Below are 25,342 nucleotides of genomic sequence, written 5' to 3' on the forward strand. Positions count from 1 at the left end.
CCATTGTTCTCATATGGCCGCTCACGTCAAGTTTGCTGACTCTGCCAGGACTCCAGATGAATCGTAATGACCTGCGTCGTGTCGACCTGAACCTGTTGATCGTATTTGAAACCCTGATGCACGAGCGCAGCGTGACCCGCGCTGCGGAAAAGCTGTTCCTTGGCCAACCCGCCATCAGCGCGGCGCTCTCGCGCCTGCGTGGACTTTTCGATGACCCCTTGTTCGTGCGCACCGGGCGCAGCATGGAGCCGTCTGCCCGGGCCATGGAGATCTTCGCCCTGCTCTCTCCGGCGCTGGACTCCATTTCCACCGCGGTCAGCCGTGCGGCCGACTTCGACCCGGCCACCAGTACAGCGGTGTTTCGCATCGGCCTGTCGGACGACGTCGAGTTCGCTCTGCTGCCGATGCTGCTCAAGCGCCTGCGTGCCGAGTCTCCGGGCATCGTGCTGGTGGTCAGGCGTGTCAACTACATCCTGATGCCGGGATTGCTGGCGTCCGGGGAAATTTCCATTGGTGTCAGCTACACCACCGATTTGCCGGCCAACGCCAAGCGCAAAGTATTGCGCCGCAGCTCGCCCAAGCTGCTGCGTGCCGATACCGTGCCGGGGCCGTTGAGCCTGGATGACTTCTGCGCACGCCCCCATGCCCTGGTGTCGTTCGCCGGTGACCTGAGCGGCTTTATAGATGAAGAGCTGGAAAAACTGGGACGCAAGCGTCACGTGGTGCTCGCGGTGCCGCAGTTCAACGGCTTGAGCACCCTGCTCTCCGGTACCGACATTGTCGCGACGGTGCCGGACTATACGGCCGATGCACTGACCGCAGCAGGCGGCGTACGCGCCGAAGACCCGCCATTACCGGTGCGCAGCTTTGAGCTGCACATGGCCTGGCGTGGCTCCCAGGATAACGATCCGGGCGAGCGCTGGCTGCGCTCGCGGATTCAGATGTTCTTTGGGGATCCGGACAGTCTTTGACGAGGTCTGACAAACACCTCCCAAGGGCCCGAAATATCTGGAATTAGCAGGTTTCCGCTTTCCGGGGGCACCATCAGGGCTACTTTTTCCACCAAAGAAAAGGATGCCCCCAGTCATGATCAAGGAAGCTGAGAGTGCTGCCAAACTCAGTGACGCACGCACAAGGTCGCTGACAGGGCCAGGCAAATACACTGACAGTGAAGTACCTGGGCTTTATCTTGCGCGTTAGGGCTCTGCCGGCCGCAGATAGGGCTCGATAAAGCCGCAGCCAAGGATCTCGTTCAGGCGTTGTGCATCGCTCATTCGGCGAAACAGTCCAATAGTCTTCCACGGCGCATGACCATCGACATTGGGCGCGCCCAATCCGGCCAACAGATCGGCGATCAGTATTGATCGGGTCTCGAAAGAGATGCGTGTCAGCCCGGTGCTATTGCCGACGCCGGTATGGGCATGAGCCCCGGAAAAGGCGATCAGGCTCCCCGGAGCGATATCGACGGCAATTCCCTCCTGCGGGTCGATCGCTTCTAGCAGATGCGGAATGGCTTCGTCGGCATCCACAGCATTGCGGCCGTCTCGATGGGATCGTTGCAAAATGGTGTGCATATCGAAATCTGCGCTCGAATTACTCAGCGGACGCTGCCAGAGGCCTGGATACAAGGCGACGGTACGCCCTGCCGAGATGGGATAGATAGGCGCCCACCAGTTGGTTTGTGCATAGATATTCGACCCCCAGGTATCGCGGTGAAACGCGATGGTGGCCGTCGTGCGGGCACGCGGCGTCGACTGCCCCGGCTCGCAATGCGGCTGAAAACGCAAATGCAGGCGATCGCACGCCAGGGTATCGGGGGCAAGGCCAAGGCTTAGCACGACGTCCTGCCAGCGCTGCCGAACCTCAGCCGAGCCTGCGAAGTCGTTCTGAATTTTCGCAAAACGCTCAGTCTGCTCAGGGTGGCTCAAATGCCGATGGATCTGTTGCGGCGACCAGGGATGCAGCGCGTCTTCGAGGAACGCACGCGTATATTCCACCAGCGCCGCCATGGGCTGCAGGCCAGTGAAGCGAATGATCTCGCCGGCATAGATCCGGTCATGCAATTGGCGAGCGGTGCTCGGTATGGCAAGCGAGCTGTACATGACGGGAATTCCCCTGAAGGTGCGTCCCTGACTTTAGATCCACGCCGATGATGGCGAAAGTGGCAGGTGGGGCGAAAAAGCGCGGATCAGGCCCGGGGACGTGAGCAACTGGCGATCTTCAAGCCATGAATGGGTGTTTATGGCAGTTCCTGGCAGGCAGTTAACGGCCAAAAGCAGGCAGTCGCTACAGATCATGGCGGCGAGATTGTCATCGGCAGCCTTCAACATTCCCCATAGGGAAAACTGAACATTACTAGCCAAAGTAGCTCGTATGATCCGCAGTATTCAGCCCTGCACCTGCTCCTCCCTGAACAACACCAGAAACGTCACCATCAGGTGCAGATCAATTTCATGAAAGTTACCTTCATTGATCACCATAGCTGTCTTCCCACTCTCTGAATCTTTTAAATTCCTGAAAAACCACTTCGATTGTTTTAATAAAAAATCTCACAATGACTGTAAGCGTTATATTTCGTACTTAAAGAAAATGTGCCTATCGGCTGCGGTTCAAGTATTTGTCAGGCAAGTGGGCAGGCTGGACGTTTTGAAATCAGAAACCTCAGGTCGGCGCGACTGAGCGCTGGCTCTGTCTTTTCTTCTTTATAGGTGGGAGGCATCGATAGAGACGGCAACCCTCGATTGAACGCCATGGCGTCGTGCATGATTGTCGCCAGCGTCACCAAAGTAAAAATGTTCCGGAGAACACGGCGACTCAATACTTTTGGCACGCAAAGACAATTGAAAACGAGCACGACAATGGCCTCTCTATTCTCATTCCGGGGTGCGCATAAAAAAGGCCGCGGTTCTCACCCCGGCCCATTCACTGGAGGTCAATGATCAGGCAGTTGCCTGCGCGCGATGGAAAGCCACGATCTCGGCCTCATCCTTCAGTGCTTTTTGCACGGATGGGCGAGCATCTACGCGAGCTTTCCACGCCATCAGGTTTTCCAGATGGCCAATCTCGGCTCCCGAGCGTTCGTGCCACATGGTTGCCCACACGTAGGCGTCAGCAACGGAGAAATGATCACCGGTAAGGTAAGTCCGGCCATCGGCAAGGCGCGCATCGAGGGTTGAGTAAGCACTTACCAACTTGGCGCGAGTCCACTGCGTCCCCTCTTCGCTCAGCAGCTTACGCATCAGAGGGATATGTTTCTGAGCAATTTCAGTTGCTGTGATGGTCAGGAACTGATCGATTTTGACGCGTTCCAGCGTGCCGCGGGCGGGAATCAAAGCGGCTTCGGGATGTTGGTCGGCCAGATAGGAAATGATTACGATCGTCTCGGTGATCGTGTCCTGGTCAGTGTTTTCGAGCGCCAGAACAGGCACATAGCCAAGCGGATTGACGTCGACAAAAGAGTCGCCATTGGACGTGCTCTTGTCGAACACATTGTAGTGAACCAGTTCTGGATTCAGACCGATCTCATTGGCGATGATCTGGACGGCTTGAGAGCAGGTTTGATCGGCGATGTACAGCTTGGTCATGGTTGCATTCCTCGGGACTGAGTCGTTTATCCGCGCCCTTGTCAGGGCTGGTGAACGAAGTCTGTGCTTCCACCGGGGAATGATAAACAGCGCCAAAAGCTACGCTCTGTAGCTCGTACGGATACAATCTTCCGACCTCTGGCTGGTCCTGGAAAAGTTCGACCAAGCCGAAAACTTCCCAAAAAAAGAACAAAAAAAGACCCGCGTGCGGGCGGGTCTGAAAAATAAACCAAAGCAACTGGAACAACGAAACATCGAACTCTGAACCGCTATTCACAGGGAACGAATTCTACTGATTGCACCCTCTCATAAAAATCACTTACAACAATACTGACTATCAAATTTAATTCAGCAACCACGGAAACCTCACAATTCCAATACATGAATAAATATGATAGAAGTCCACCCCCACATAAATATCAGTAGTGCCGTACCGGCCGATCACTGCCATTGCAGCTTCATGCAATATTTAATAACGCCATCAGAGTGATGCTCTTGCACGTCAAACCCACCCTCAATTTGATTATCACAGCGCATTTACTTGATAACCCCTTTGCACCGAGAGCGATTTTCAACTCGCCGCTGGACTTTCCCGGAAATTTGTTACTGCTTCCGAAATATGAGCCATAGTTGACTCAGCGAACTCTGTGCGCCACGTCAAGACGATATTGACCGTTAGAAGAGAAACCGTAATGGAACGAGCCGACACTTCATTTCCCGACATCGCCGCCTTCGTAGGCGTAGCGCAGACCGGTAGCTTCACCCGAGCCGCTGAAAACCTCTCAACCAGCAAATCGAATGTGGGCAAGGCAGTTCAGCGTCTGGAGACGAGGCTCGGTACAAAGCTTTTCCAGCGCACGACTCGCGCCGTCCGCCTTACCGAGGACGGTGAAACCTACCTGAACGCTGCCATCGCGGCACTCGATGGCCTGCGAGACGCCGCAAATGAGCTGGCATCAAGAAAAGATGAGCCCATCGGACGGGTTCGATTGGACATCCCTTCGGGCTTTCGTCAGCTATTTCTTCCAACCATCTCCGAGCTGCGTCAACGGTACCCACAGGTAACGCTGGAGTTGTCCATGACCGATCGCATGTCGGATGCCGTAGGTGAAGGTTGGGATATCGTCGTTCGAGCGGGTCAATTACCCCAGGATAGCGAGATGACTGTCCGCAAGCTGTGCGACATCACACTGAGTCTTTACGCATCTCCTGACTATCTGGCCCGCCATCGGCCGATAGAAACCGCAGCCGATCTGGTCAATCATGAGGCGGTGATTTTCCGTGGCTTTACTGGCCGGTTGCGCCCCTGGTCGCTGTCCGAAGGCGGCCACGTTCGGGAGTTTGCTCCACCTCCGGTTCTGATCGTTTCGGACGGACAGGCCGTCATCGATGCGACCGTCGTAGGACTCGGAATTGCCCAGATCTATGACAAAGTGGCTCAGTCCTACGTCGATAGCGGAAAACTGGTACGCATACTCACAACCGTCGACTCGCCAGGCCCCCCCGTTCATGCCCTGATTCCCCTGGGCCGTCGGATGCCGGCAAAGACGCGAGCGGTGCTCAATTACCTGGCGGATCGTTTGCGCTGATTTGAACGTGGTTCATCGCCCTGGTTGTCTCCTGAAGGACCAGAATTACAAACGCTCGAAGCACAAAGCGGTACCTGCCCCGATCGCCTGGCCACTCAAAGATATTGCCTGCAGCAACTTCACCGCAGGCAATCTTCCCCGCTATCAAGCCGTCTCGCTGACACCCTCGGCAGCAACTGTACGATCCTTGCTCAGCAGTCCCAGTACCACTGCCGCAGACGCCAGCGTGATGAATGTCAGGATGTGCAACAGATACTGGAACGCCGAGGCATAGCCTTGCACCAGACGTTCATTGGCCAGACCCGGGACGGTGTTAATGGCATGCGCCATGTCGCCCGTGGTGACGCGATGCGCAGTTTGTGCAATCAGTGCCGCATCGGTGCTGCCTGCAACCACCTGTACCGCGTCGGACAGGTTCGCGTGCAGCAGTGAAGCCAGCATGGCCGCCACGCTCGCCAGGGCAATCCCCTCTCCGGCCACACGAACCGTATTGAAGATTCCGGCCGCCATGCCCGCACGCTCCTTCGGCACGACACTCACGGACAGCCCATCCATCAAGCCCCAAGGCAAACCTGCGCCAATACCGATCAACAGCATGGGGCAAACAAGACCGGACTTCGGTTCGCCCACGTTGTACAGGCTCAACCAGTGCAGGCCCACGGCGGCGATCAGAAAGCCCGCGCCAGAAAGAACACCGGCCGAGATAAAGCGGTTCATCGAAGCGGCCAGTATCGGCACCACCAGCATTGGCGCGGACAGTGCCAGCAACAGCAGGCCCGCATCGATCTCACTCAAGCCTTCTACGCCAATGAATCGCAATGGCAGCATCACGACCAATACGATGTAGCAGTAGCAGGTGCCGATCGGCAGCATCTGCACACCGACAAAACGCGGGAAGCGAAACAGCGTCAAATCCAGCATCGGGCGCTTGACGCGCATTTCGATCATCACAAAGACCGCCAGCAACACCACCGATGCACCCAACAGTCCGGCCACGAGCGGGCTGTCCCAACCGCTGTCAGGTGCCTGGATCACCCCAAAGGTGAACAACGCCAGAACCGCACTGAAAGTGATGGTGCCTGGCCAGTCCAGGCCCGTGGCCCCTGGGTCGCGGGTTTCACGCATCCGTGGCAGGCCAAAGACCATGGCGATAACGCCGATTAACGCGGTGAAGAGGAAGATCGCGCGCCAGCTGAAAGCTTCGATCAACACCCCGGCCACCAGTGGACCGAATGCCAGTCCGATACCGAAGGTCGTTCCCAACATGCTGTAGGCGCGAGTACGGGCATGACCCTCAAACTCTTGAGCCAGAGCAGCGGAACCGCTGGCCAGTGCAGCCGCACCGGCAACCCCCTGAATGGCGCGCAGGCTATCGAGCCAGAGCACTGACGGGGCCAGACTCTGCGCCGCGGACGCAGCGGTAAACAACATCATGCCGAGGGTGAAAAGGCGCTTGCGCCCATAGACGTCAGCCAATGCGCCTGCCGCCATCAGCAGGCTGCCGAAGGACAGCATGAAGGCGTTGGTGATCCAGGTCAGCGCGACGGGGCTCCCTCCCAGGTCCCGGCCGATCGCGGGCGTCGCAACCGCCCCTCCGGTAAAGCTCAGCGGTAGTACCAGAGCGGAAAGACAAATCGCCGCAAGAATAAGCAGTTTGTCCCTCGCCCTGGTGTCTTGGTTTGTTGATTTCATTGATTCACCGTAAATGGATTGAGCAGCGCTGCGTGCACAGCCTTTGAGGCTCGGCACCCTTGCCGGAAGGATTGCCGCCTCTGGGAAACGCAGGTGTTGCCTGCACTTCAGAGCCATTGTCACGTACGCTACGAAGTCCTTAAACGCACCTGTGGGAGACGCTTCGTCGCTGGCAAAGAGACAATCGGAAGACCATCCCACGAGCATAAAAAAGCATGCCCGCGGGCATGCTTTTCTGTTTTCATAAGCAGCGTCAGGCCGACGTTATCGTTGAGTGACCTCCTGGTTTTTCACTGCCGAAGCACTCCCCCAGCCACCTCCCAAAGCGCGAATCAGGTTCACGGTGGCCGCGACCTGTGCACCCTGCAACTGCACCGCAGCTCGACGAGACTGCAAAGCCGTGCGTTCGGCATCAATCACCGAGAGATAAATGACATCCCCTTCGGTGTACTGTGCCCGCGCCACCTTCGCGGCTCGACTCGACGCCTCCACGGCTCGTGACTGGGTCAGGGTCTGCTCTTCCAGCACACGTAAATCAGAGAGGTTGTCCTCCACTTCACGGAATGCGACCAGCACCTGCTGCCGATAATTGGCGACATCTTCCTCGTAATCGGCCCGTGCCTTGGCCAGGTTGCCCTCGCGCAGCCCTCCGTCAAAGATCGGCAGGTCAAGCGCCGTTCCGGCCAATGGACCGAGCAGGAAGGTACGACTGCTCCATTTGAACAGGTTGCTCAGCGAACCGGATTCAAAGCCAGCCGTGCCAGTCAGTGTCAACGAAGGGAAAAACGCCGCTTTCGCCACACCGATCCGGGCGTTGGCTGCGGCCATGGAACGCTCCGCGGCAGCGATGTCAGGACGGCGCTCCAACAGCGACGATGGCAATCCTGGCGGAATCCGGAGATTCACGGGCTGCAAGGGACTGGCCGCCATCGAGAACTCCGCAGGCGCTTTACCCAACAGTACGGCGAGGCTATGTTCCGACGCAGCGCGCAGGCGCTGTATCGTCATGGCGTCAGACTGTGCAGTGGCCAACTCGGACTCGGCGCGAGCTACATCCAACTCGCTGGTATCACCCAGCGAGTATTGCTGCTGCACCAACTTCAGCGCTTGTTCGCGCAACTCGATCGCACGGTTGTACACCAGAACCTCGGCGTCCAGTTCACGTAACGCGAAATAGTTCTGTGCAACGTCCGCCTGCAGGGCCAACAGCACCGACTGGAACAAAGCTTCACTGCGTTGAGTTTCGGCATCCGCCGCATCGACCGAACTGGCCACCCGACCGAACATATCGACCTCGTAGGAGACGCCGCCCTGGGCGCGCCACATCGTTTGACTCGCCCCCTGTCCACTGTCGGACTGGAACTGCGAGGCCGGCGACACTCGTTGCCGAGTCGGGCCAAAACCTGCATCCACAGTCGGGAACAACGCCGAGCGAGCAGACTGATTCAGAGCCCGTGCTTCTTTCAATCGAGCGGCCGCGGCAACCAGATTCTGGTTAGCATCCCGAGCCTGGCTTTCGAGGTGATCCAGGGTAGTGTCATTGAATACCCGCCACCATTCGCCCCTGGCAAACGCTTCCGACGGCTCAGCGGTTTTCCAGTTGCCCGCCTCCACAGACCCCAGCGGTGTCGGGGCCTTTTGCTCCTTGTACGCCTGAGGTGTCGTCACCTCAGGTTTCTCGTAGTTCGGCGCCAGAGAACAGCCTGCCGTCACCAACATCGTCGCCAGCCACACTGATCCGAAAAGCATCCGATTCATTACAAACACTTTCATGTCGTTCTCCTTACTTCAGCGACGCCGCTTCAGGCACACGGGCTGATGCTTGAGTGTGGTGACCATCGGCGGACCGGGAGGCCTGACCCGCGCGGACGTCGAAACCGGCGTCAAAGTCAGCGCCCAGGTGCGGATGTTTACCGTGCTTGTCCACCAGGTGCTCGACACCCGACAGTTTGCGCAGCAACACATAGAACACCGGGGTCAGCAGGAGTCCGAACAGGGTCACGCCGAGCATGCCGAAGAACACTGCGATACCCATGGCCTGGCGCATCTCGGCACCGGCGCCAGTGGAAAACACCAGAGGCACAACCCCCATGATGAAGGCGATCGACGTCATCAGAATCGGGCGCAGTCGCAGGCGGCTGGCTTCGATGGCGGCTTGCACGATGGAGCGCCCCTGCATTTCCAGTTCACGGGCGAACTCGACGATCAGGATCGCGTTCTTCGCAGACAACCCTACCAGTACCATCAAGCCGATCTGGGTGAAGATATTGTTGTCGCCCTTGGTCAACCACACCCCCACCAGAGCCGACAGAATGCTCATCGGCACGATCAGGATGATTGCCATTGGCAAGGTCAGGCTTTCGTACAGCGCGGCCAGCACCAGGAACACCAGCAGTACACTGATCGGGAACACCCACATCGCGGAGTTGCCGGCCAGCACTTGTTGGTAGGTCAGGTCAGTCCATTCGTATTTGATCCCGCGCGGGAACACCTCCCTGGCGATGCGATCAACGGCGGCCTGTGCCTGGCCGGACGAATAGCCAGGCGCCGGGCCACCGTTGATATCAGCAGCGGTGTAGCCGTTGTAGCGCACGACCATTTCCGGGCCGTAGGTGGTGGTCACTTTGACCAGCGACGACAGCGGCACCATTTCACCTTTGTCGTTGCGGGTTTTCAGCAGACCAATGTTTTCCGCGGTGGCGCGGAACGGCGCATCCGCTTGCGCACGCACCTGGTACACACGGCCGAAGGCGTTGAAGTCGTTGACGTACATCGAGCCCAGATAGATCTGCAGGGTGTCGAACACATCCGTCACCGACACGCCCGACTGCTTGGCCTTGACCCGGTCCAGTTCAACGTTCAACTGCGGCATGTTGATCTGGAACGTCGAAAACGCAGGACCCAGTTCAGGGGCTTTTGCGGCGGCAGCGAGGAAGTCCTGAGTTGCCTTGTTCAGCGTTTCGTAGCCCAGCGCGCCGCGGTCCTCGATCATCAGTTTGAAACCACCGACGGTGCCAAGCCCGGCCACTGGCGGCGGCGGAAACACGGCGATCGCCGCGCCCTTGATGCCGGCATATCTGGCGTTCAACTGCGCGACGATCATCGAAGCCGATTGTTCTTTGGAGCGGAACTTGGAAGGTTCCAGCACCGGGAAGACCAACGCACTGCTCGGAGAGTTGGCCAGGCTGACCGACAGCCCCGGGAACTGCGGCAAGTTCTTCACGCCGGGAATGCCCAGGGCAATATCGCCCATTTCACGCACGACCTTCTCGGTTCGATCCAGCGTGGCACCACTGGGCAACTGCGCGATGGCGACCACGTAGTCCTTGTCCTGCGCCGGCACAAAACCGCCGGGCACGATTTTGCCCATCCATACAGCACCACCCAGCAGGATGCCGTAGGTCACCAGCATCATCATCTTGTGGTTGACCACGCGACGAACACCCTTGCCGTAGCCTTGCGAACCACGGTTGAAGACGCGGTTGAAGACCTTGAAGAAGCCCCCGAACAGCGCATCCATGGCCCGGGTCAACCGGTCTTTCGGCTCGTCATGCCCTTTGAGCAGGATTGCCGACAGCGCTGGCGACAGGGTCAGCGAGTTGAACGCCGAGATCACCGTGGAAATCGCAATGGTCATCGCGAACTGTTGGTAGAACTGACCGGTCAGACCGGACATGAAGGCCAGAGGCACAAACACCGCGACCAGCGTCAGCGCGATGGCAATGATCGGCCCACTCACTTCCTGCATGGCCTTATAGGTCGCGTCGCGAGGCGACAGCCCGTGAGCAATGTTGCGCTCGACGTTCTCCACCACCACGATGGCGTCGTCCACCACGATACCGATGGCCAGTACCATGCCGAACAGTGACAAGGCATTGATGGTGTAGCCAAAGCCCAGCAGCAGCGCAAAGGTGCCGATGATCGACACCGGAACCGCCAGCAATGGGATCAGCGAGGCGCGCCAGGTTTGCAGGAACACGATGACCACCAGCACCACCAGGGCAATTGCCTCCAGCAGGGTCTGGATCACGGCATGGATGCTGTCACGCACGAACTGGGTCGGGTCGTACTTGATGCCGTAATCGACGCCCTCGGGCATGTCTTGCTTGATTTCCTCCATGACGCTGCGCACGTCATCGGAGATTTGCAACGAGTTGGCCCCCGGTTGCTGGAAGATGATCATTTGCACGGCAGGCTTGTTGTCGAGCAACGCTCGCAGGGTGTATTCGGACGCGGCCATTTCCACGCGAGCGACATCCGACAGCCGAGTGATCGCACCACCGGAAGACTTCAGAATAATGTCGCGAAATTCCTGCTCGGTTTTCAGGCGCCCCTGGGCGTTGACACTCAATTGCATCGGCACGTCGGTCAGCATCGGTGCCCCCCCGACAATACCGGCCGCAACCTGTACGTTCTGCTCGCGAATAGCTTTCACCACGTCGAGTGCAGTCATGTTCAATCGCGAGACCTTTTGCGGGTCGAGCCATATGCGCATCGAGTAATCGCCAGCGCCCCACATCACCACTTCACCCACGCCAGGAATCCGCGCCAGACGATCCTTGACGTTGATCAGCGCGTAGTTGCGCAGGTAAGTAAGGTCGTAACGTTGATTGGGCGACAGAATACTCACGCCCATGGTCAGCGTCGGCGATGACTTGACCGTCGTCACGCCCAGGCGCTGCACGTCTTCGGGCAACCGTGGCAACGCCTGAGCGACGCGGTTCTGCACGAACTGCTGCGCCTTGTCCGGGTCGGTGCCGAGCTTGAAGGTCACGGTGGTCGTCAACTTGCCATCGCTGTTGGCGAGCGACTGCATGTAGAGCATGTTTTCCACCCCGTTGATCTGTTCTTCAATCGGCGAGGCAACGGTTTCGGCGATGACTTTCGGGTTGGCGCCAGGGTACTCGGCGTGCACCACCACCGAAGGCGGCACCACTTCCGGGTACTCGGCGGTCGGCAGCCTGGTCAGGGCAATCAGCCCCGCCAACACCACCAGCACCGACAACACGCCGGCGAAGATCGGCCGGTCAATGAAGAATTTGGAGATATTCATGATGAGGGTCTCTCGTTAAGCCGAAGGCTTCGCAGCACGGCCGATGTTGGCCATTTCCACGGCGTTGGCGTGCACGGTGTCGTTGGGACGCACACGCTGCACACCGCTGACCACCACACGGTCCCCCGCCTTCAAACCGGAGGTGATGATGCGCAACCCCTCGTGCAGGTTGCCGAGGGTGACCTCGCGGTATTCGACGACATCACCCTGGCCAACCAACAACACGAACTTCTTCGCCTGGTCGGTTCCGATCGCGCCATCATCGATTAGCACCGTGTCCGTCGGCTTGCCGCCGCCGACCTTGATGCGGGCGTACAGGCCGGGCATCAACGCACCATTGGCGTTGTCGATACGCGCCCGCACGCGGATGGTTCCCGATTGGGTGTCGAGCTGGTTGTCGATGGAATCGACCACGCCGCTACGTGAATAGCCGGTTTCGTCCGCCAGGCCGAGAGCAACGGGAGCGGGTCTGGCCGAGGCCTGGTTCAGGTAGCGCAGGTAAGTCTGCTCATCGACATCGAACGATGCGTAGATGGGGGTGACTGAGACCAGGCTGGTCAACAGCGGAGCTGCCGGGCCTGCGGACACTACGTTGCCGACGGTCAGTTCCGCCCGCGATACCCGACCGGCGATAGGTGCGACGATTTCGGTGTAGGAGAGATTGACCCTGGCGGCGTCAAGCGCAGCCATCGCGACCTTGACGTTGGCCGTCGCTTCGCGAGAGGCATTCTGCTTCTCGTCCAGATCGCGTTTGGAAATGGCGTTCGACTCGATCAGCCGCCCGGCGCGCGCGGCGTCTGTTGCTGCATAAACGGCGCGCGATTGCGCGGCGGCCAATTGACCGGCAGCACGATCCACCTCGGCCAGATACGGACGCTGATCAAGGGTGAACAGACGATCACCTTTATTGACCAATGACCCGTCCTTGAAATGCACGGCAACGATAGTGCCCGGGACCAACGGGCGAATATCGACCTTGCCCACCGCTTCCAGACGCCCCGAATAGCTCTGCCATTCACTGACTTGTTTGAAGACGACCGTCGCCACATCGACTTCGGTTTTGGGGGTGGCCGCTGCTTCTACTGCGCGGGCCGACTCTATCGGTGAAAAATGATCGCCGTACTTCACGGCAACTCCGGCTGTGCCGGCCACCAAGAGCGCACTCAACGCAACGGAAAGTCGTTTGTGATGGGCGAACATTTCTTTTCTCCTGCTCAGTTAAATTACCCTGGAGGATCATCGACAAAGTGATAAGTTTGCTTTATCGCTAATCTTCCAACAGCGGCGCTTATATATTTGCGGCGCAAAAAGGCTCACGCCCGCCAATGGACTTCCTGGAAAACAACAGCGATTACAACCGTATTAATTCACGGCATGATTCCAGCCGACAGCGCACCGATATATTCATCGACAAAACCGCTTTCACATAACGCGCTATTTAACTTGTGCACATATTCAGCGTTGCTACCCATAGGGCCGCTCGCTTCGGAAATATGCCGTACAACGGATTCAACGCTTGCATCTTGCTCATAAAACGGGTGGTCTTGCCTGGCCACAAACACAAGTGCCATGGCTTGTGTTCCATCTTCCAGGAATATCGGTGCCCAAACGGGCTGGTAGGCACCGGTGGGCATTTCACGCACCCACAACAAAATCAACTCTTGCTGCGCCACTTGCTCAGTCAATCTGAAGGCAACGCCCTGGGTAGAGCCGCCCGGCTCCAGCGCCAACATCCGACCCGGTGTTGTTACGGTGGCTCGACCGGCGATGATCCGCATGCAGAAACTTCTGTGCCAGCCGTATAAAGTTGCTCGTTGCTGGTCCGCGAAGTTCAGCAGCGGATTCCACAGCAAAGAGCCATAGCCAAAGACCAAAATATCGCCATTATCAGGGCGACTGGCCAATGTCTCATGCATCGACTGCTCAATTTGTTCGAGCGTCCACAATAATTCTTTGGGTACCTCACCGAAATCTTCGAGGTAAGCACCGGAGGTAATATGGTGTTTCGTCAACATTGCCGCTGCCTCTGATTCTGCGCCCACTCTGCAAGTAGATACGGTTCAGATCGACGCCTGGAGTACTAAATAGGACAGCGACAACCTGACTGATGGTCATGTAATAAACTGTCCATGGCTGAATAATGCAGGAGCGTCGCTGGCTGATAAATAACGTGGGGTTCTACTGTTAGTCGCCGCCAGGGAGACAATCACCCCAAATGGCATCCTTTCACCACCTGACGGAAAAGAAGCCGCCTGCTGCACTGCCGTGCATCACTCAAAGGCATCCAGCATGGGACCGTGGCTACCTGTAGGAGCCAGGCTTGCCGGCGAAGGCATTTTCAATGGCGTCGCACGACATCAGAGGGCCTTCGCGGGCAAGTCGGGTCGCCGCACTGCTCGCTCCTACGGATTGATCGGATTGATGTGATTTGCGCAACACAGAATTGTCATCACCCCGATTGATCAGCCTTTGACCAAAGGCGCAATCTAGAGGGCTGGCATCGCTCTCATATCATTCCGAATGATAGTTACCTTCGCCTCGTTCGATTCGTGCGGTATCTACCCGCCGCGCATCATTCGCCAATCTCAATACATTGGCGGATGCATCCATGGAACAGTCACTCAAACATTTGCGCTTCCCGTTGGCCGTGTTGGCCGTTGTGGTGATGAGCGCCTGCGGCAAGGCTCCGCAAACCACCGCCACTATGCCTGCAGCCAAGGTCAGCGTGGCCAAGGTGCTGGAGCAACCGGTCAACGAATGGGATGAATTTACCGGGCGCCTGGAAGCACCGGAAACCGTGGAGATCCGTCCACGGGTCTCGGGCCAGATCGATGAAGTGGCCTTCACTGAAGGCGCGCTGGTGAAGAAAGGCGATGTGCTGTTCCAGATCGACCCGCGTCCGTTCCAGGCCGAGGTCCGCCGTCTCGAAGCCCTGGTTGCCCAGGCCCGCGCCACCGCCACCCGCAGTGAAAACGAAGCACAACGCGGTGAGCGTCTGCGCACCAGCAACGCCATTTCCGCCGAACTGGCCGACTCGCGTACCAGCGCCGCCCAGGAAGCCCGCGCCGCCGTGGGCGCCCTTCAGGCGCAACTGGACCTGGCCAAGCTCAACCTGAGTTTCACCCGCGTGACTGCGCCCATCAGCGGACGCGTCAGCCGCGCGGAAATCACCGCCGGCAACCTGGTGACCGCCGATACCACCGCCTTGACCAGCGTGGTGTCCACCGACAAGGTCTATGCCTACTTCGATGCCGACGAGCGTGTGTTCCTCAAGTACTCCCAGCTCGCGCGCCAGGGCAAACGCGGCGCCACCACACCGGTTTACATGGGTCTGTCCAACGAAGACGGCAACCCGCACCTGGGCCAGATGAACTTCGTCGATAACCAGGTCAACCCCAAGACCGGCACCATCCGTGGTCGGGCGGTGTTCGACAACAGCGACGGCAGCTACACCCCCGGCCTTTATGCGCGCCTGAAACTGGTGGGCAGCGGCACCTACAACGCCATGCTTATCAACGATGAAGCGGTGGGCACCGACCTGGGCAAGAAATTCGTCCTGGTGATGGATGCCGACAACAAGACGGCCTATCGCGCGGTCGAGCTGGGTCCGAAGATCGAAGGGCTGCGCATCGTGCGCAACGGCCTGAACACGGGCGACACCATCATCGTCAAGGGACTGCAGCGGGTTCGTCCGGGTTCGCCGGTCACCCCTGAAGTGGTCCCCATGGCCAGCGAGCAGACCCTCGCGGCCCTGGCACAACAACGACAAGCGCTGGAAGCCAGCAACCTGCCACAAGTCGCACCTGCCAAGGTCGCGCCGGGCACGGCTGTGAAACTGGCTGCAGCGACTCCACGCGGTTAAGGGATAACGACTCCGATGAATTTCTCCAAATTCTTCATTTCACGGCCGATCTTCGCCGCAGTGCTATCGCTGCTGATCCTGATCGCCGGTGCCATCTCGCTGTTCCAGTTGCCGATCAGCGAATACCCGGAAGTGGTGCCGCCGACCGTGGTCGTGCGCGCCAACTTCCCCGGTGCCAACCCCAAGGTCATCGGTGAAACCGTAGCCGCTCCGCTGGAGCAGGCGATCACCGGCGTCGAGAACATGCTGTACATGTCCTCGCAGTCCACTGCCGACGGCAAGATCACCCTGACCATCACCTTTGCCCTGGGTACCGACCTGGACAACGCTCAGGTGCAGGTGCAGAACCGCGTGACCCGCACCGAGCCCAAGCTGCCCGAAGAAGTGACGCGCATCGGCATCACGGTCGACAAGGCCTCGCCCGACCTGACCATGGTCGTGCACCTGACCTCGCCGGACAAACGCTACGACATGCTCTATCTGTCCAACTACGCCTTGCTCAACATCAAGGACGAGCTGGCGCGCCTGGGCGGTGTCGGCGATGTGCAGCTGTTCGGCATGGGCGATTACTCGCTGCGGGTCTGGCTCGATCCGAACAAGACGGCCTCGCGCAATCTGACGGCGACCGACGTGGTCACCGCGATTCGTGAACAGAACCGCCAGGTCGCCGCCGGCGCACTGGGCGCTCCCCCTGCACCGAATGCCACCGCGTTCCAGCTCTCGGTCAACACCCAGGGCCGCCTGGTGTCCGAGGAGGAATTCGAGAACATCATCATTCGCGCAGGTGACAACGGCGAAATCACCCGTCTGAAGGACATCGCTCGCGTGGAGCTGGGTTCCAGCCAGTACGCCTTGCGTTCGTTGCTCAACAACCAGCCGGCCGTGGCGATCCCGATCTTCCAGCGCCCAGGTTCCAATGCCATCGAGATCTCCAACGAAGTACGCTCGAAAATGGCCGAGCTGAAGAAGAGCTTCCCCGAAGGCATGGACTACAGCATCGTCTATGACCCGACGATCTTCGTGCGCGGCTCCATCGAGGCGGTGGTTCACACCCTCTTCGAAGCGCTGATCCTCGTGGTCCTGGTGGTGATCCTGTTCCTGCAGACCTGGCGCGCGTCGATCATTCCACTGGTAGCAGTACCGGTATCGCTGATTGGTACGTTCGCGGTGATGCACCTGTTCGGCTTCTCGCTGAACGCCCTGTCGCTGTTCGGCCTGGTACTGGCCATCGGCATCGTGGTCGACGACGCGATCGTGGTGGTGGAAAACGTCGAGCGCAACATCGAACTGGGCCTCAACCCGTTTGACGCGACCAAGCGCGCCATGAGCGAGGTGACAGGCCCCATCATCGCCACGGCACTGGTGCTGTGCGCGGTGTTCGTTCCGGCTGCGTTCATTTCCGGGCTGACCGGGCAGTTCTACAAACAGTTCGCCCTGACCATTGCCATCTCCACGGTGATCTCGGCCTTCAACTCGCTGACCCTTTCGCCTGCGCTGGCGGCGGTACTGCTCAAAGGTCATGACGCACCCAAGGACCGTTTCTCCAGGGCGCTGGACAAGATTTTCGGTGGCTGGCTGTTCCGCCCGTTCAACCGCTTCTTCGAACGTGCCAGCCATGGCTATGTCGGCACCGTGCGCCGCGTGATCCGCAGCAGCGGCATCGCCCTGCTGCTGTATGCAGGCCTGATGGTACTGACGTTCTTCGGTTTCTCCAGCACGCCGACCGGTTTCGTACCGGCCCAGGACAAGCAGTACCTGGTAGCGTTCGCGCAGTTGCCGGATGCCGCCAGCCTGGATCGCACCGAAGAAATCATCAAGCAGATGTCCGAGATTGCCCTCAAGCAACCCGGCGTCGCCAACTCGGTAGCGTTCCCCGGCCTTTCGATCAACGGTTTCACCAACAGCCCCAACGCCGGCATCGTCTTTACCCCGCTCAAGCCATTCGATGAGCGCAAGGACCCGAGCGAGTCGGCCGGTGCCATCGCGGCAGCCCTGAACGCCAAGTTCGCTGATATCCAGGGTGCCTACATCGCGATTTTCCCACCGCCGCCGGTACAGGGCCTGGGCACCATTGGCGGGTTCCGCCTGCAGATCGAAGACCGGGGCAACCTGGGTTACGACGAGCTGTACAAGGAAACCATGAACATCATCAACAAGAGCCGCAGTGTTCCGGAACTGGCCGGCCTGTTCACCAGCTACACCGTGAACGTGCCGCAGGTCGATGCCGCCATCGACCGGGAAAAAGCCAAGAGCCACGGCGTGGCGGTCAGCGACATCTTCGACACCCTGCAGATTTACCTGGGTTCGCTGTATGCCAACGACTTCAACCGCTTTGGTCGCACCTATCAGGTCAACGTCCAGGCCGAACAACAGTTCCGCCTCGAGTCCGACCAGATCGGCCAGTTGAAAGTGCGCAACAACAAGGGCGAGATGATCCCGCTGGCGACCTTCATCAAGGTCAGCGACACCTCGGGGCCTGACCGCGTGATGCACTACAACGGCTTCATCACGGCTGAAATCAACGGCGCGGCGGCTCCCGGCTACAGTTCCGGCCAGGCTGAAAAAGCCATCGAGAAACTGCTCAAGGACGAACTGCCCAACGGCATGACCTACGAGTGGACCGACCTGACCTACCAGCAGATTCTGGCCGGCAACACCGCGCTGTTCGTGTTCCCGCTCTGCGTACTGCTGGCATTCCTGGTGCTCGCGGCGCAGTACGAAAGCTGGAGCCTGCCGCTGGCGGTGATCCTGATCGTGCCGATGACGCTGCTGTCGGCCATTACCGGGGTGATTGCCTCCGGTGGCGACAACAACATCTTCACCCAGATCGGCTTGATCGTTCTGGTGGGCCTGGCGTGCAAGAACGCGATTCTGATCGTCGAGTTCGCCAAGGATAAACAGCAGGAAGGCCTGAACCCTCTGGCAGCGGTGCTGGAAGCCTGCCGCCTGCGTCTGCGGCCGATCCTGATGACCTCCTTCGCGTTCATCATGGGTGTGGTGCCACTGGTGTTCTCCAGCGGCGCCGGTGCCGAGATGCGTCACGCCATGGGTGTGGCGGTGTTCTCCGGGATGCTCGGGGTGACCTTCTTCGGTCTGTTGCTGACGCCGGTGTTCTACGTACTGATTCGCAACTTTGTCGAACGTGGCCAAGCACGCAAAGCGGCCAGGGCCCTGAAAGTGCAAGCGCAACTGGAGTCGCATCAATGAGTTTGAAAGCCTTCCTGCCGAGCCTGCTGGTACTGGCGCTCAGCGCCTGTGCCGTGGGCCCGGACTACAAGACCCCAGCCACCGCCCCGGCGAATGTCACCACGGCAACCGACGGCGCGGCCGGTCAGAAGAATTTTGATCGTTCCCGATTCGAAGGCATCTGGTGGCAGCAGTTCGACGACCCGACGCTCAACCAGCTGGTGAGCGAATCGCTCAAGGGCAACCGTGATTTGCGCGTCGCCTTCGCTCGCTGGAAAGCGGCCCGGGCGATTCGCGACGACGTCAGCAACGACGCCATGCCGACCGTCACCAGCCGGGCCAGCAGCGATCTGGGCAAGGGCCAGATTCCCGGCCAGGCCACCAACCGGGTCAATACCGAACGCTACGACCTGGGGCTGGACATGGCCTGGGAGATTGACCTGTTCGGTCGCATCCAGCGCAACCTGGAGTCGGCCGATGCCGAACAACAGGCGTTCGCGGCCGATCTGTACCAGTTGCAAGTGACCATGATTGCCGAACTGGTCGATGCCTACGGTCAATTGCGTGGCGCACAACTGCGGGAAAAGATCGCCCTGGCCAACCTGGAAAACCAGCAAGAGTCGCGCAAGATCACCATCAGTCTGCGTGATGCCGGTGTCGGCGATCAGCTCGATGTGGAACGTGCCGACGCCCGCCTGGCCTCGGTCGAAGCCAGCGTGCCGCAGTTGCAGGCCGAGCAGGTTCGGCAGAAAAACCGTATCGCTACCCTGCTGGGCCAGCGTCCGGACAAGCTGACCGTGGACCTGGCCCCCAAAGACTTGCCGGCGATTGCCAAGGCCCTGCCGATTGGTGATCCGGGCGAGCTGCTGCAACGCCGGCCGGACATTCTCAGTGCCGAACGCAAACTGGCCTCCGCCACGGCGCGCATCGGTGTGGCCAAGGCCGACCTGTTCCCGCGGGTCAGCCTCAGCGGCTTCCTTGGCTGGACCGCCGGGCGTGGCTCGCAGATCGGTTCCTCGGCAGCCAATGCCTGGGCCCTCGGCCCGAGCATCACCTGGGCGGCCTTCGACCTGGGCAGTGTGCACGCCCGTTTGCGCGCCGCCGATGCCGATGCCGAAGGCGCCTTGGCGACCTACGAACAGCGCGTCTTGCTGGCCCTGGAAGAATCGGAAAACGCCTTCAGCGATTACAACAAGCGCCAGCAACGCCTGATTTCGCTGATCCGGCAGAGCGAGTCGAGCCGTTCGGCCGCCGACCTGGCCGAGATCCGCTATCGCGAGGGCACCGCCGACTTCCTCGTGTTGCTCGATGCCCAGCGTGAACGCCTGGCGGCGGAAGATACCCAGGCCCAGGCCGAAGTCGACCTGTATCGCGGCATTGTCGCGATCTACAAGGCACTCGGTGGCGGCTGGCAACCGCAAACGATCGCCAGCAACTAGTCCGTTTCAAAGCTCTCCTGAGGTTGGCCGCAACCAACCCCTTCCTTGCCCCGCGTCTCATTCGGTCGCGGGGCTTTTTTTGCCCCCTCGAAACACCCCCCCCCTGTAGGAGCGAGCATGCTCGCGATGGAAACAAGAACGCCGCGGGGTGTCAGGTTTCCAGCGTTATCGTTGACGACCATCGCGAGCATGCTCGCTCCTACAGGGAACTAACGATTTTCCTGCACCGTCACCGCCCTCGAAACACTCCATATCCTGTGGGAGCGAGCCTGCTCGCGATGATGGCGGTACATTCAACACTGATATTTGCTGATGAACCGCTATCGCGAGCAGGCTCGCTCCCACAAGGGTCAGCGGCGATCCTGGGAATCGTGGTTTTCCTGCACCGTCACCGTCGCAGTGGTTCCCGCCCGCAGCTTGTCTTTACCCGCGTAGTCGGCGTCGATCTGTATGCGCACCGGCACTCGCTGCGCCAGCTTGACCCAGGTGTAGCTGGGGTTGATGTTGGCCAGCAACCGCCCGCCCGGCAGGTTTTCCCGGTCGGCGATGGCGAAAGCGATACTTTGCACGGTTCCACCGAAGCGCTCGCCACTCATCAACTCGATGTCCACCCGGTCGCCCTCTGTGATGCGCGGCAGTTTGGTTTCCTCGAAGTAGCCGCTGACGTAAAACGAACCGCTGTCCACGACTGCCACCAGCGGGCCGCCCGCTGTCGCAAAGTCGCCCTGGCGGGTCAACAGGTTGGTGACGTAGCCGGTGACCGGAGAGATCACACGGGTACGCTCCAGGTCGTGTTCAGCCTCCGCCAGCGCGGCAACGGCCAATTGAACGTTGGCCTGGGCGAACCCCAGGTTGGCCTCGTTACGCAGCAAATCAGCCTGGGCCACCGAGACTTCGGTGCTGGATTTTTCCCACTCCTCGCCGGAGATCGCCGAACGCTCCTTGAGGGTCCGGCGCCGACGCTCCTCGCTCTGGCGTTGCTTGAGCAGCGCCTCGCTGGCAACGATGGCCGCCTGTGATTGCCCAAGCGACGCCTTCGCCACTTCCACCGAACGCCTGGCATGGTCCACGGCCAGGGCATAACGCGAAGGGTCGATTTCCAGCAGCAACTGCCCCTTCTCTACATGCTGGTTATCCTGCACACCGAGATTGACGATGCGCCCCGCGACATCGGCGGCCAGGGTGACCACATCGGCCCGCACCCGCGCATCGCGGGTCCAGGGTGCGCGGGTGTAATGCTCCCAGGCAAACCAGCCCAGTACGAAGGCCAGCACGACCACCGCCATTGTCGAGAGACGCGCAAGGATCTTCTTCAAGGCATCAGGCTCCCATCAGCAGAATCAAGGTCGCACACACGCAGGCGTACAGGGCGCCTTCGAACAAGGCTTCATGCCAGACGAACTGCAACACGCCAAGACGCCGCAGAATCCAGTCCAGCACCAGGAAAACCGGCAGGCCCAGCAACAGGGCCTGGGCAATCGGCGGCAGGTAGACCCCGCCTATCTCAAGATCAATGGGCAAGTGCCGGTACTCCAGTTGCGATGACGGGCTCGAAATGGCCACGATGGCGTCGCAGGAACGACACCACGATCAGCAGCGCCACGCGCATGCGGAACACCGACCACAGCTGTTCATGGACGTTGCAATGCAGGGCGTCCAGCTCATTACCCAAGGCTTGCAGGTTGTCGAGCAGCCGATCCACTTCGACGCCGGGCCGCCCGGCGACCAGTCGCCCCGTGTCGCGCACGGTGTCCAATAACCGGGTCTGCGTCTGCGGGCTCAGCAACACATTGTTCTGCCCCTGTTGCCTGAGCTGATTCAAGGCGATCCCCAGTGCCAGGCAGGCGAGACTGACTTCGAACAGGTCCCGCGAGGGCTTGTCCTGGATGGCCGGCAACAGCCCCAGCATCATGGTCAGACGGTCGATCATGCGGCTCTCGAAGGCGAACTGGTTTTTGTCCGTGGGCGTCTCTTTCAGCAAGGCGTAGACCTGCTCGCAGTTTTCCTGGTGCAAGCGACGAATGCGCAGAATCGGCCTGAAGGGAAAGATCAACGCGTATACGCTCAATGCCAATGTCGCGGCACATACATAGGCACCGGCGAACTCGAACCACTGGATCGCCGTGTTCTGGCCCAATCCTGTGTTTTGCGGCCCCAGCATCAGCAGGGTAATCAGCCCCAGACCAATGCCAGTACCGGTGGTGGGCGGGCTGGCCAGCCCGACCGCGACGGCATAGAGCAGCGGTGCCAGCAGCAACGCCAGCAGCTCGAAGTTGCTGATCATCGGCACCAGCATGAACTGCAGGAGCGCCGACACCACCAGCGCCAGCGCCAGCCCTCTGGCGAAGCTCTGGGCGGCGATGATCGGTCTGGGAAACGTTGCCATCAGCGAGCAGAGAATGCCCGTCACGATCATCCCCCCGCGGGCACCGTCCCAACCGGTTTCGATCCAGATCAGGCCGGACACCATCAACGCGCAGTAGGCGCGGATGGCGTTCATCGTCGCCAGCGTGAAATCCAGATGCAATGGATTGGCCTGGGCGCGATAGACGCTGCTGGCCCGGCGCCCGCTCTGGATCACATCGCTCAATTCCAGAATCGTTTCAAGCTGCTGCAGCATCCGCGCCTGCTCCCAGCGCAAAGACCAGGACAGCGAACGCAAGGTAGCCTGAAAGGGCTCGATCAATTGTTCAGCGCGATAAGCCAACGCATCGAATCGTCTTTGCAGGGTCGCGAACTGACGTCGTTGCTCCTCGGACAATGCGCGCCCCTGGCGGGCCAGCTCATCGAGAAAGACCAATTCTTCGGACAATAACTGCAGGATTTCAGCCGGTATCTCGCCTTCCCACCGTTCGAGCAACAGCTCACGCTGGTGGCGCAAGGCGGTAAGGCGTGACGTCAACAACACAAGCTGGTTGCCAAGCAGTTGCACCAGGTCATCGGCACTGCGCAAACGGGGTGCGTCGTAATACAGGTGCCGGCGTACCCCTTCCAGCGCGCTGATCTGTCCCAGCAGCTGCATTTGCCGCTGGTGGAACTCGGCTTCGCTTTCCTGGGTACGAATGACTGCGGCGGCATGGCTCGCCAATAGCTTGATCACCTGATCAATCCTGGCGAAGTAATCTTTGGCAACGGCTTCCGGGCGAGCGGTCAACAGGCTGACGACACAGACGCAGGCCACGGCCAGCAGCGTCTCGGTCAAGCGGGTCACCGCCAGCAGGAAAGTGCCGTCCTGATCGGGAACCGCCAGCAACCCCACGACCACCGCCGTATAACCGCTGAGCACGAAAGCCTGGGAACTGGTGTAGCGCAACAAGGTGCCACCGGCGGTGCATAAAGCCAGCCACAAGGACAAGGTCATCAGGAACGGCACCGGTGCCTGCGGGAAAATCGCCATGATCACCACCGCCACCGCCGCGCCCAGGGTGGTGCCGATGATCTGCCCGAAACTGCGCGCCAGGGCCATGCCGGCCAGAGGCTGGCTGACGATGACCACGGCCATGATCGACCACTTGGGTTGTTCGAGGTCGAACAGGAAGGCCAGGTAAAGGGTCAACAACCCGGCGGTTATGGTGCGCACGGCAAACAGCACCACCCCGAAGCCGGGGTTCAGCATGGCTTTGAAATACTGCACAAACGCTTGCATGGAAGTGCTCGTGGACGGGTCTTCAGAAAGCGTAGTCAGCGCAGCGCCGTCGCGACGGATTTCAGTATCGAGCTCACCCGCACGTCTGGCCAGGCTGTCAAAACCCGCATTTTACCGAGGCAGGGTTTGACTCAACGACCTGCCTGACCGAAGCTGATGGCTTTTCCAAAGCTTGCCAGCTCCCGGATCCTGCATGCCCAAGTCCCGCCGCTACCTGCTGATCAGCCTGTGTATCGTGTTTGCCATTGCCCTGGCCTGGGTATTCCAGCGCAGCACGACACCGGTTGTGCCCGAAGCGATCAAGCGCGGTTACAGCGAAGCGCTGGAAGCGGCCCGCAACGGTCAACCGGGCGCCGCGCGGGTGCTCTATCAGCAGCTGGGTCGTCCGGACATTTCCCCCAAGCGCCGTATCTGGCTGCATGCCGAACTGCCCAACTACCCCAGTACCGTCGCGTTGAAACTGGCGGACGCGGATTTGCAGCACGAGTCCCCGCAGGTGCGTATCGCCGCAATCAAGAGCGTCAGTGGGCTGGTTCCCAGCGGGCAACGCAGCCTTTTGCTCGGACCGATGCTCGAGGACAGCGACCAGAATGTACGTTTTGCCGCGGTCAACGCGTTGCTGGGGCTGTCGCCCGATGACCTGGGCCTGTATTTCGGACCGCTGGAACAAGCGATCGATGCCTGGCAGCAAGTGCTGGGCAGTGCGCCGCAAAGTGCTGACAACCAGTATCAACTGGCCCGCCTGTATCTGCACAATGCCGAGTTCAAGCAGGCGCAGCAGGCACTTGAGAATTGCTTGCAGCTGGCGCCGAACAATCTGCCCGCCCTGGTGATGCAGATCGAAGTGTTGGACAAGCTCGGCCAGAACGATGCTGCCCGGCAACTATTGGCCACACAGCTCAAGACGCAGCCCGATTCAGCCTATCTGCAACATGCCCTGGGGATGTGGCTGTTGCATCACGACCAAAGCGAATTCGCCCTGCTAGGCCTTTCCAAGGCCGTGGAACTGGAGCCGGATAACAAGGACTACCGCTACGACCTGGCCACGACCCTGCACGGTGAACAGGAGCTTGAAGCGGCACAGAAACAGTTGCAGGAAATCGTCCAGCGACATCCCAACGACCGTCGGGCGCGGGTGCTGCTGATCAATTACTGGAAGGAAAGCGGCCAGTTGCAGAACGTGCAGATTCTGCTGGCGCAACTGGAGCAACTCAATCCTGACGATCCAGCCTTGCAACAAGGCCTGTAACGTTCGCCGTCAATTTCGTGGAACGCTCATCCTCGCCCGGGG

General features: G+C 59.7%; 16 protein-coding genes. 6 read left to right on the forward strand and 10 right to left on the reverse strand.

Annotation, left to right across the window (positions count from 1 at the left end; translation table 11 throughout):
• Positions 1-56: 56 nt before the first annotated feature.
• Entirely contained in the window at positions 57-971 is a 915-nt protein-coding gene (locus ACQKP2_RS03785; RefSeq protein ID WP_427574462.1) for a LysR family transcriptional regulator, read from the forward strand.
• A gap of 225 nt (positions 972-1,196) precedes the next feature.
• Here the strand turns inward: ACQKP2_RS03785 and ACQKP2_RS03790 are convergent, their stop codons facing one another.
• Both ACQKP2_RS03790 and ACQKP2_RS03795 read right to left on the reverse strand, forming a co-directional pair.
• Positions 1,197-2,102 carry a hypothetical protein gene (locus ACQKP2_RS03790; RefSeq protein WP_427574463.1) on the reverse strand — a complete coding sequence of 302 codons (906 nt, stop codon included), beginning with the start codon at positions 2,100-2,102 and terminating at the stop codon, positions 1,197-1,199.
• Between the two features lie 837 nt (positions 2,103-2,939).
• Positions 2,940-3,584, reverse strand: a complete 645-nt coding sequence (locus ACQKP2_RS03795; RefSeq protein WP_427574464.1) for a glutathione S-transferase family protein — start codon at positions 3,582-3,584, stop codon at positions 2,940-2,942.
• Positions 3,585-4,276: 692 nt separating this feature from the next.
• On the opposite strand from ACQKP2_RS03795, the gene ACQKP2_RS03800 reads away from it, so the two are divergent.
• Positions 4,277-5,173 carry a LysR family transcriptional regulator gene (locus tag ACQKP2_RS03800; RefSeq protein WP_427574465.1) on the forward strand — a complete coding sequence of 299 codons (897 nt, stop codon included), beginning with the start codon at positions 4,277-4,279 and terminating at the stop codon, positions 5,171-5,173.
• 144 nt (positions 5,174-5,317) lie between these two features.
• On the opposite strand, the gene ACQKP2_RS03805 is transcribed toward ACQKP2_RS03800, so the two are convergent.
• The 5 genes from ACQKP2_RS03805 to ACQKP2_RS03825 all read right to left on the reverse strand — a co-directional run bounded on the left by ACQKP2_RS03805 (position 5,318) and on the right by ACQKP2_RS03825 (position 13,933).
• Positions 5,318-6,865, reverse strand: coding sequence for an MFS transporter (locus tag ACQKP2_RS03805; RefSeq protein ID WP_427574466.1), 1,548 nt, complete (start codon positions 6,863-6,865; stop codon positions 5,318-5,320).
• 264 nt (positions 6,866-7,129) lie between these two features.
• Positions 7,130-8,638: an efflux transporter outer membrane subunit gene (locus tag ACQKP2_RS03810; protein WP_427574467.1), complete on the reverse strand. Its 1,509-nt coding sequence runs from the start codon at positions 8,636-8,638 to the stop codon at positions 7,130-7,132.
• Positions 8,639-8,648: 10 nt separating this feature from the next.
• Complete coding sequence (locus tag ACQKP2_RS03815; protein WP_427574469.1) at positions 8,649-11,918, reverse strand: efflux RND transporter permease subunit; 3,270 nt, start codon at positions 11,916-11,918, stop codon at positions 8,649-8,651.
• Positions 11,919-11,933: 15 nt separating this feature from the next.
• Positions 11,934-13,118, reverse strand: a complete 1,185-nt coding sequence (locus tag ACQKP2_RS03820) for an efflux RND transporter periplasmic adaptor subunit (protein ID WP_427574471.1) — start codon at positions 13,116-13,118, stop codon at positions 11,934-11,936.
• A 167-nt stretch (positions 13,119-13,285) separates the two neighbouring features.
• Complete coding sequence (locus ACQKP2_RS03825; protein ID WP_427574473.1) at positions 13,286-13,933, reverse strand: gamma-glutamylcyclotransferase; 648 nt, start codon at positions 13,931-13,933, stop codon at positions 13,286-13,288.
• A gap of 593 nt (positions 13,934-14,526) precedes the next feature.
• Between ACQKP2_RS03825 and mexE the strand changes: the two genes are divergently transcribed.
• The 3 genes from mexE to ACQKP2_RS03840 are packed head-to-tail and all read left to right on the forward strand — an operon-like array spanning position 14,527 to position 20,405.
• On the forward strand, positions 14,527-15,780 hold the full coding sequence (mexE, locus tag ACQKP2_RS03830) for a multidrug efflux RND transporter periplasmic adaptor subunit MexE (RefSeq protein ID WP_427574474.1): 1,254 nt from the start codon (positions 14,527-14,529) through the stop codon (positions 15,778-15,780).
• Between the two features lie 15 nt (positions 15,781-15,795).
• Entirely contained in the window at positions 15,796-18,987 is a 3,192-nt protein-coding gene (locus tag ACQKP2_RS03835) for an efflux RND transporter permease subunit (protein WP_427574476.1), read from the forward strand.
• A complete protein-coding gene (locus ACQKP2_RS03840) occupies positions 18,984-20,405 on the forward strand; it encodes an efflux transporter outer membrane subunit (RefSeq protein ID WP_427574477.1) in 1,422 nt (473 codons plus the stop codon). The genes ACQKP2_RS03835 and ACQKP2_RS03840 overlap by 4 nt, the downstream gene beginning before the upstream one ends.
• Before the next feature lie 350 nt (positions 20,406-20,755).
• Here ACQKP2_RS03840 and ACQKP2_RS03845 read toward each other — a convergent pair whose 3' ends face one another.
• The 3 genes from ACQKP2_RS03845 to ACQKP2_RS03855 are packed head-to-tail and all read right to left on the reverse strand — an operon-like array spanning position 20,756 to position 24,051.
• Positions 20,756-21,721 carry a biotin/lipoyl-binding protein gene (locus ACQKP2_RS03845; RefSeq protein WP_427574479.1) on the reverse strand — a complete coding sequence of 322 codons (966 nt, stop codon included), beginning with the start codon at positions 21,719-21,721 and terminating at the stop codon, positions 20,756-20,758.
• Between the two features lie 4 nt (positions 21,722-21,725).
• Positions 21,726-21,926 carry a DUF1656 domain-containing protein gene (locus tag ACQKP2_RS03850; protein WP_427574480.1) on the reverse strand — a complete coding sequence of 67 codons (201 nt, stop codon included), beginning with the start codon at positions 21,924-21,926 and terminating at the stop codon, positions 21,726-21,728.
• Positions 21,916-24,051, reverse strand: coding sequence for an FUSC family protein (locus ACQKP2_RS03855; RefSeq protein WP_427574482.1), 2,136 nt, complete (start codon positions 24,049-24,051; stop codon positions 21,916-21,918). The genes ACQKP2_RS03850 and ACQKP2_RS03855 overlap by 11 nt, the downstream gene beginning before the upstream one ends.
• Before the next feature lie 193 nt (positions 24,052-24,244).
• Between ACQKP2_RS03855 and ACQKP2_RS03860 the strand changes: the two genes are divergently transcribed.
• Positions 24,245-25,300: a tetratricopeptide repeat protein gene (locus ACQKP2_RS03860; RefSeq protein ID WP_427574484.1), complete on the forward strand. Its 1,056-nt coding sequence runs from the start codon at positions 24,245-24,247 to the stop codon at positions 25,298-25,300.
• Positions 25,301-25,342: the final 42 nt, after the last annotated feature.

This window comes from Pseudomonas sp. NPDC089569 (genome assembly GCF_050280625.1).
Classification (GTDB): Bacteria; Pseudomonadota; Gammaproteobacteria; order Pseudomonadales; family Pseudomonadaceae; genus Aquipseudomonas.